We start from the raw sequence: 9,588 nt of genomic DNA, 5'->3' as shown, positions 1-9,588 counted from the left end.
TGGGAGCAGACCGTCTACTGGTATGCCCTCTTCTCTTTTATTATATGCCATTTACGCCGAAATGTCAAGTGGCTTTCGTTGACTTTTTTCCAAAAACATGTTACAATAGGAAAAAATCATCTTTCAAGGAGCTACTATGCGTTTTCTCAAAAAATATTACAAGCTGATCGGCTCTGTCATCACGCTTCTGGCGCTGGTCTTTGTGGTGAAAAAACTTGTCACCATGGACGTGGACTGGTCGGCATTTGCCAACGGCAGAGCCATCGGCACCATTGGCATCTGCACGCTGATCCAAACCGGTGTCATTCTCTTCATGACGCTGCCGTGGCTGCTGTTCATCCGTATCCTCTCCGGCGCCAAAATCCCCATGCGGGATGCGCTGCCGGTGTACACCCGTTCCAATCTGATGAAATACGTGCCCGGAAATGTCTTTCAATACGTGGGGCGCAACCAGCTGGCAGCAGATCTCCAGATCAGCCATGTGGATGTCGCCTGCTCCACGCTGCTCGACATTGTATTCTGTCTGATTACGCCGTTTCTGCTGGCGCTGGTGCTCATGCGAAAGGACATGCTCCAGCTCTTCCGGATGTACCAGCGGAATTTCCTGATCATCCTCGCAGCAGGGGTTGCCGTGCTGATTCTGGCGTTTTTGCTGCTGCACTGGAAATTTCGGGAACCGCTGAAGCGCTATTTTGCCAAGTACCGCAAACTGCTCAGCCAAAAGGCCGTCCCGCAGATTCTGCTGGTATTCCTGCTCTATGTGGCGCAAAATCTGATTTCCACCGCCATGTATGCCATTCCGGCGGTTCTGCTGTGCGACGTTCCGGCGGAACAGCTGGGGCTGTTCCTGGGCACTTACCTCTTCTCGTGGATCATCGGCTTCATCACCCCCGGCGCTCCCGGCGGCATCGGCATTCGGGAGGCGGTCATGACACTGATGTGCGGCAGCTTTCTGGGAACGGAAACCATTGTCCTCTACGCTGTCATCATGCGCATCATCTCCACATTCGGCGATGTTCTCGCCTTTCTCATCGGGCTGCTGCTGGAGTGGCGGTTCAAGCATACGCAAAAAGCAACGTCATAAAGAAAGGAATCTAACATGAATCTATCTCAAGAAAAGCAATTGGAATTTTCCATTCAGGTCATCCATGAACTGCTTCAGGAACAACAGGAATATGTCCAGCTGGAACTAGACCTGTCCCACGCACCGTCGATCTTTGAGAGCAAATTCGGCGGAACGGGCTATGTTCCCCACGACGGCGCCATTCCTGTCAATGCCAAAAACCAGCAGCTGCGGCTTCTGGCACAGATCGAATGCGGGAAAATCCCGCTGAAAGACTTCCCTGCTAAGGGGCTGCTGCAATTCTGGATCTATGATGACGACCTGTCCGGCGCAGATTTCGACCACCCCACTGTCCAGAATGGCTTCCGCATCCTCTACCACGAGAGCGTGGACCCCACGGTAACCGAGGCAGAGGTGCTGGAAAAAACGCTGCCCTTTCCGGAAGACGAGTCGTTCTTTCCGGTGGAAAAGGAGGTTGCCCTGAAACCGGTAAAAGCCGCAGAAAGCCTGTCTTTCAATGACTACCGGTTCGAAAACGTATTCGCAGAGAAGTTCAACCAGCTCTCTCCGGAGGAACCCATCCAAAGTCTGTACGATCTTGACATCAACCCCTGGGACATAGAGGAGCCAGCCTGCAAACAATTCATAAAGAACAGCGGCTGGGGGCACAAGATCGGCGGATTCCCCGCCTTCACGCAGAGCGACCCCAGAGACTGCATGGAAAATGCCGACCGCTTCGACACGCTGCTCCTCCAGATCGACAGCGGAACCATCGACGACAGCCACGAGATCATGTGGGGCGACAGCGGCATCTGTAACTTCTTCATCCACAGCGAAGCCCTCAGAAACTGCGATTTCAGCGAAGTGTTTGGGCGACGGGCTGGTCGAATCCACGCTCCCGGAAAGGGAGTGGTTGTGATGGAATATGTAACTTGGTCAGACTTGATTCAGTACAGCATCCTCATCGTGACAATCGTTGCGTTGATCTGCGATATTTTCCATAGCAAACGGAAATAACCGCCCCGAGCTGCGAACTTGGACGGTTATTTCTTAACCTAACACTTGGGAGCAGACCGTCTACTGGTATGCCCTCTTCTCTTTTATTATATGCCATTTGCACCGAAATGTCAAGAGGTTTTTTGGAAAATGAAATACGGATTTCAAAGGCAGCGTATCCTCGGCGACGCTGCTATTTTTATGCCGCTTTATTTGTGGATAAATTGCGAACCCGGAAGGGAGAATGTCTTGAAAAATGGGGTGAAATCGTTTTAAAAGTGTATATTTTTTTTGCATCCCCCCGCCTCCATTGACATTTCAAAATGCTTCTTGTATAATGAAAAGGAACGCAGTGGTTCCCTGTCGAAGAATAGGGAAGCCGCTGCCGCTCTGTTGAAATCGGCGGCGCAACGCCGAAAAAAACCGTATCGCAATGTGTGCAAATGCGATGCAAGCACATTGTGCGGAGATACGGCAGACAGAGCTGCTTTCCGGCGGAGAAACTGCACGAGGGCGGATGCCCGTCCGGCCGGAAAAATCAAAAAGAATAACGGAGGGATTTCTTCATGAATGCAAAAGAAACGAAGTCATTTCGTGTAAGACTGATCAGCGTTTTCTTGGCAGCGATGGTATTGATTGCGTGCTTGCCATCCGTCATCTTTGCATCGGCAGACAGCACCAGCACCTATCAAAACCCGCTGGTTCTGACCAATGCAAGCGTTGAGTTCAGGGACAACAAATTCCAGCCGATTGACGAAGCTGAGTCCGGCGCCATGTTCTATCTGATGGCGACTATCTCCGGAAACAACGTCAATCAGACCGGCGAAGTGGATACTTATCAAATCTACATTACGGATTCGAATCTGCTTCTGCCGAACTTTGCCGGAAACGGCTTCACAGACGGCTCGGTGTACAACGGCTACACCCTGCACGTGGAAAAGGATGCGAGCGGTAACATCGTAAACCGCTATGTCGAATTCTCCATCCAGAACGGCGATACCAAAGTGATACGGCTTCAGGCAAAGTATCAGGCAGGCAAAACGCCCAATGGAGAGAAGACCGAGGTCAAGCTGGTGCGTCCGGACAACGGAAAGAGCATCAGCAACACCATTACCGCCAAGGCAGAGATGATGTGGAACGCCTCGAAGTCGGAGGATAAGACCCAGCTGAACAGCAGCGAAATCACTGCCGGCACAACGGTGAACTACACCCTGAGTGCGGCATCCAACAACTCCACCAAGAAAACCGGCGTGGAGTGGGTGGAAACGCTGCGGTTTCAGGACACCATCAGTCTGACAGGTCTTACTTTTGCAGGCGGTGCGCAGAGCGGCATTGAAAACGCCGTCAAGGCAGCCGCTGCCAATGCAGGGTATACCATTAAAGAGGGCACACTCAAAGTCAGTGCGGCAGCAGGCGGCACAGCTGCGGACATCTCTTTCGAGATTGGCAGCAAGAACCCCAATGCGGAAATGGGTGCCGTTCGTCTGAACGTGGCACTCCCGCTGAACAGCAGCACCGTGACACTGGGCAAGGACAACGGTACAGTAAAGAATACGCTGGCAGTGAGCGGAAAGCCCTACGGCTCCAATGACTTCCAGCCCATCGGCGGCAACGACGTTTCGCTGGATGTCACCGCACCGAAGCCGGCATCGTTCCGGCTGGGCAAGAGCGCTGACAACAAGCAGGCGTATTACGTCAAGGGCGACAGCGTGGCCTTTACCATCTCCGCCACCAATACCGGCGATGCCGCAGGGGACGTGACGCTGACCGATGCAGTTCCGGCAGGCATGACCATCACCAGCATCACCTCTGAGGACGGCGGCACGGTTTCCGGCAACTCGGTGACTTTCCGGGATGTTGCCGGCGGCAAGACCGTGACAGCAAAGGTTGTCTGCACCGTGGATGCGGACGACAACACCACACTGACCAACGAGGTGACGGACGGCAAGTCCAACGCCAAGGATTCCATCACCGTGAAAAAGGACGAGGCAGTCATCACCGCCACCAAGAACGGTCTGGTCAGCTATGAGGGCGGCAATCTGGGACAGAAGTACTACACCGGCATTGCCGGACAGACCGTGACTTACACCATCTCTGTCAACAACTCCGGCATCCGGGATGCCGCAGGTGTTCCGGTCACCGATGACATCAGCGGACTTCCGCTGACCAATGTCACCTATGCCGTAGACGGACAGACCGTGGCAGCAATGCCGTCGGCAGTGGACGTTCCGGCAGGCAAGACCGTGACCATCACCATCACCGGCACACTCCCCGACACCGCCTCCGGCAGCTTTGCCAACACAGCAACGGTGGACGGCAAAAAGACAAACACCGTGACGATCCAGCCGGAAACTCCGTCTGCACATGTCACCGTGAAGAAGTCGGCAGATAAGAGCGCTTATCAGGCAGGGGACACCCTGACCTATACCGTTGAGGTCGTCAATGACGGCCAGCTTGCCGTTTCCGGCGCAACATTCCTGGACAACGTGCCGGATGCGCTGGAGAACGTCACTGCCTCCGCTGTCAGCAGCACAGGCAAGACCGTAGGCGTTTCGGTAGCAGGCAATGAGGTGACCAATGACGGCACATGGGATCTGGCACAGGGCGAGATCATCACCGTGACCATCACTGGTACTGTCAAGACCGGCACAACGGATACCATTGCCAATACCGCCTCCTGCGGTTACAACGGCAAGACCGCTGAGTCCCCCAAGGTGGAAACCAATCGGGACACCACCGGCGACTATCAGGCAGAGAAGTGGATCATTGACGCAAAGACCGGCGAAACGCTGGTGGATACAGCGGACAATGTGAAGCCCGGTTTCCAGGGCTTCTCCGCCGGAAAGAAAGCGACATTCCGTGCACGCTTCACCAACCTGACCGGTGCGACTGTCAAGGGCGTTAAGCTTGCGGACGGCTGGTACCGCCAGACCTCCGCAGATGGCGAGACTTCGGGTAAGATCGTTGACTGCACTGGTACGTATACCGGTTCGAATGACCTGAGCCAGTACTACTGGAGAAATGACGCCAGCCCGAATGCAACTTGGGGCTATCTGATTCCGGCAGACAAGCTGACGCTGGAGCCGGGACAGTACATTGAGTTCGAGTACACGACGGAAATGAACAGTATGAGCATGGCTGGCGCTGGCTCGAATTACTACCGCAACTATGTGGCGTTCTATCCTTTGAGCGCATGGAACAAGGAGAGCGGTATGTGGGGCGCAACCACTGGTTCGTATGCGTCCACATCCGTCAAGGTTCCCTATGATTTCAGCTTCAATACCGCAAAGAGCGTTTCTCCGGCATCCCTGGAGATCTCCGATCTGACGCAGGAACAGCTGGAATCCCAGAAGTTCACCAACACCATTACCCTCAGTCCGGATTCTCAGGATGCCACCAACTACTATGGCAATGTGTTCACCCTGACGGACGTTCTGCCGGACGGCATGACGCTGGCGGATTCTGACCTGTCCAAGGCAATTTCCATCACTGGCGGAAGACTGGACGCAGAGGCTTCGAAGCTGGATGGCAATGAACTGACCATCGCCTTCACCTCTGACTCCTCCCTGAACGGCGGAAGCAGCTCCGTCAAGATCACGTACCAGACCGTACTCACTGCGGCAAAGGCAGAAGAACTGTCCCAGACCGCAGACAAGAGCACCGCACTCACCAATACGGTAACCCGTGTGGTGGCAACGGACAACGGCAGCGTGGTCAAGGATAAGGCACCCAACGCCGAAGCGACTGTGACTCTGAAGAAGATCACACCGGCGCCGGGCTTTGCAAAACTGGCAGCAGCCTCCTATGCTGGCACAGATTACACCAGTGCCGACGTGCAGAAGGTGGAGAACGGCTATATCACCGCCGGCGACACCTTGATCTGGCAGGCTGTACTTTATAATGGCAAGGGCGAGACCACAGACGGCAAGGCAACGCTGAACGGCGATGAGCTGGGCAAGCTGAGTCTTTCCGGCGTGACGCTGACGGATAACCTGCCCGGCAGCTACCAGTACGACAGCAGCAGCTTCCCCGCAAAGTACTTTGTCGTCAAGCTGGATGCAGACGGCAAGTTTGCAACTGACGCATCCACCGGACTGGTGACCGGCTCCGGTACGGCGATCAATCCCGCCGCATCCGGCAGCTCCGTGGTATGGGATCTGTCCGGTGCGACCGGTACAGGCATCAGCGGCGGCAAGCTGGAACCCAACTACGCCATTGTGGTGCAGTTTGCAACCGTTGTCAAGGCTGGTCAGGAAAAGGAGGGCGTTATCACCAACACGGGCTACGCCTCCACAAACAAGACTTATCCCGCAGACAGTGTGGTTGCCGGTGAGGAAAAGGGCACCCAGATCTGGAACTATGCCAACTATAACATTGTTGGTCTGACCACCGAATCGTGGAAGACCATCACCTATACCAATCAGGGACACAACGGCACACCCCATACTGACCCCAAGACTGATACCGGCGAGAGCCGCAACCCCACACACAACTATGTACAGGGCATGCAGGGCGAGCAGGTGCAGTACACCCTGCACGTCAAGAACAACTCTCCGGTAGACGTGGAGAACATGACCATCATCGACCGTCTGCCCTATGTGGGCGACCTGGGTCTGGTTTCCGGCTATGACAGAAACTCTGCCTTTGGCGTGACCATGGGCGATATCCAGTCGGTTACCGTCAACGGAAGTGCCGTTTCCTACGATGTCACTTACTCCACCAACAAGACTGCAACGCTGAACGAGTACTCCAAGGACTGGCTGGGACAGAACGACGCCATGAGCTGGACACAGAACAAAGACGGCGCAGTGAACTTCCGCCTCCGTCTGACCGGCGTAGTGGTAGAACCTAACGATGAGGTCATTGTGACCTTTACCGCAACCGTTCCCAGCTACGTGGCAAAGACCGGCGAGGAGAACATCGCATGGAACAGCTTTGCCTACGCTTATCAGAACCGGAAGGTTCTGGGCGACACTGTCATGGTGGCAGAGCCGGCAAAGGTCGGCGTTTGGGTACAGACACCGGACACCACCATTGATGTGACCGTCAACAAGGAACTGACCGCCGCAGAGACACAGGATGCCACCTTCTATTTCGCACTGTTCGCCGATGCCAATTACGGCAAGCGCCTGAGCGATGTGGTTTCCGTGACCGTTCCGGCAGGACAGACCAAGGCATCTGTCACCATGAAGGACATCGATCTGGCTTCCATCCAGAAGGCAGCCGGTCTGAATCAGAGCGATAACATCTACCTGCTGGAAACCGATGCCAAGGGCAGCAAGATTCAGAATTACACCGCAGATTATACAGATAACACCATTCCGCTGAGTGCCGCTGAGGCGCAGACCGTGACGGTAAAGAATACCAAGAACGTGGGCGAGATCACCCTGACCAAGACACTGGCAGCAGAGGGCGATTCCGTGACCGGCGACACCTTCTACTTCGCACTCTTCACCAAGAGCGGAGAGGACTACGTCCGCTATGAGGCAGTGCCGGTACAGGCGCTGACCTTCACCGAGGCAGGCAGCCAGACGCTGACCTTCACCGACGTGCCCAAGGGCGTGGACTTCTACGTGCTGGAAACCAATGCAAACGGCGTTCTGGCAGATACCGATTTCACCACCTACACGTCGGACAACGGCATTCACTACACCTCTGCCGTATCCGCAGCCGTACAGGCAGGCGGTAAGGCAACTATCACCAATACCGAAACCATCAACTACAGCATCACCGTTTCCAAGGTGCTCAGTGCAGGCGATATCACCGGCAGCCCCAGCTTCACTGTGGGACTGTTCACCAAGGATGCAAACGGTTATACACAGGTTGGCGCATCCAAGACCGTGACCGCCGGCGGAGAGGTCACCTTTGACCAGCTGGCAGCAGGAACCTACTACGTCTTTGAGATGAACGGCACCCAGCGCATTGACGCAGGCGGTTCGTTCACCATGAGCATTGTTCCCGATGTCAAGGATCCCACCACGACCGTGGACAAGACGTTCTATGTTGCCTATGACGGCTGCGGCGGACAGGAGATCACCCTGACCAGGGATGCAGCTTCTGCAAACGGCGTCATCACCAACTCCACCGAGAACCCGACCAAGATCACCGTGACCAAGACCGCCACCATTGACGGCGTGCCCACCACCGATCATGAGATCACCGTGGGACTCTACACGGCAGTCTACGACGAGAACGGCGTGCAGACTGGCTTTGCCAAGGCAACCGATAAGGACGGCAAGACCATCGACGCACAGAAGATCAACCTCGCAGTTGGAAACAGCACGACCTTCGAGAATCTGACCGCAGAGGACAGCACAGGCAAGCCCATCGTCTACTACGTCTTTGAGCTGAATGACGAGGGCGCAATCGTTCGCAACAACACGACCACCGTCATCGACGGCAAGACCTATCTGGCAACCTATTCCGGCGGAGACGAAAAGGTGATTCTGGAAACCGGCGTGCCGGGACAGAAATCTATCACCGATGCCAACGAGTCTAAGGTGAAGCTCACCATTGCCAAGGTAGACGTTGCCGGCAATGCAATGGCAGGCTGCCGGATGACCCTGACCGGCGAAAACGGCGATCCCAAGACATGGACTTCCGGCACAGCTGCCGAGGTTCTGGAGGACGGACTGGCTGCCGGCAAGTACACCCTGACCGAGAACATGGATGGATTTGCACCTGTTTCCATCACTTTCGAAGTCAGCGATGAGGGCTATTTCGTGACCACCGATGCCAAGGGCAACGCCATCTCCGGCGATAACTTCGCTCTGACAGAGGACGGCCTCACCGTCATCAACCGTGCACAGCTCACCGTCAACAAGGTGGACATCGCCAACAGCGAGGAGCTGCCGGGCGCAAAGATCACCATCACCAAGAACGACGGCAAGTGGATCTCCGATCTGGTAACTGTTGACGGCAATCTGCTGGACAAGACCGACAGCACCCTGCAATTTGAGTCCGGCGATGCCAAGACCGCCATTACCGGTCTGCCGAACGGCGAGTATACCATGGAGGAAGTGGCTGCACCGGAGGGCTACGAGGTTGTCACCAAGCTGAACTTCACCATTAAGAACGGCAAGGTTGGCGCAGTCACCACACCGGAGGGCTACGAGATCAGCGGCAACGACATCACCATGAAGGACAGCGCCAAGAATACCATCTACTTCAGCAAGAAGGCAGTGGGCGGCACGGAGGAGATCTCCGGCGCAGAAATGACGCTGACCTATGCAGGTAGCAATGGCGACCTGTCCGGCGTGACCGCAAAGACAGGAACCATTTCTCACGGCGATGCAAAGACCATCACATGGACATCCGGCGACAAGGCAGTGGAACTGTATGATCTGCCGGACGGTGAGTATATCCTCCACGAGAAGACCGCACCGGATGGATTCACCTGCATCACTGACTTCCGATTCACCATCACAGACGGCAAGGTCACCACAACTGGCACCGCCAGCGTGGAAACAGAGGATGCCGGCTTGACCGTGCGTGATGACGCTTCCAGCGTGTCCATCGTCAAGGTGGGC

General features: G+C 55.4%; 3 protein-coding genes. All 3 read left to right on the top strand.

What is annotated here, in order from left to right; genetic code table 11:
* Nucleotides 1-136: 136 nt before the first annotated feature.
* Nucleotides 137-1,084 (top strand): lysylphosphatidylglycerol synthase domain-containing protein, encoded by a 948-nt coding sequence (locus QZL66_RS00585; RefSeq protein WP_022409829.1) that lies wholly within the window; start codon nt 137-139, stop codon nt 1,082-1,084.
* Between the two features lie 15 nt (nt 1,085-1,099).
* Nucleotides 1,100-2,080: a YwqG family protein gene (locus QZL66_RS00580; RefSeq protein WP_022409828.1), complete on the top strand. Its 981-nt coding sequence runs from the start codon at nt 1,100-1,102 to the stop codon at nt 2,078-2,080.
* Between the two features lie 545 nt (nt 2,081-2,625).
* The coding region (locus QZL66_RS00575) for a SpaA isopeptide-forming pilin-related protein (RefSeq protein ID WP_293601735.1) at nt 2,626-9,588 on the top strand (6,963 nt) is incomplete at its 3' end.

Source organism: Ruminococcus sp. CAG:330 (assembly GCF_000437175.1).
Taxonomy (GTDB): Bacteria; Bacillota; Clostridia; order Oscillospirales; family Ruminococcaceae; genus Ruminococcus_C.
Note: the sequence above shows the minus strand (reverse complement) of the source record. Positions and strands in the feature narration are given on the sequence as shown.

What these genes read in the sequence shown, in the direction of transcription:
- QZL66_RS00585 (WP_022409829.1), top strand. Translation starts at nt 137, where the DNA reads ATGCGTTTTCTCAAAAAATATTACAAGCTGATCGGCTCTGTCATCACG.
- QZL66_RS00580 (WP_022409828.1), top strand. Translation starts at nt 1,100, where the DNA reads ATGAATCTATCTCAAGAAAAGCAATTGGAATTTTCCATTCAGGTCATC.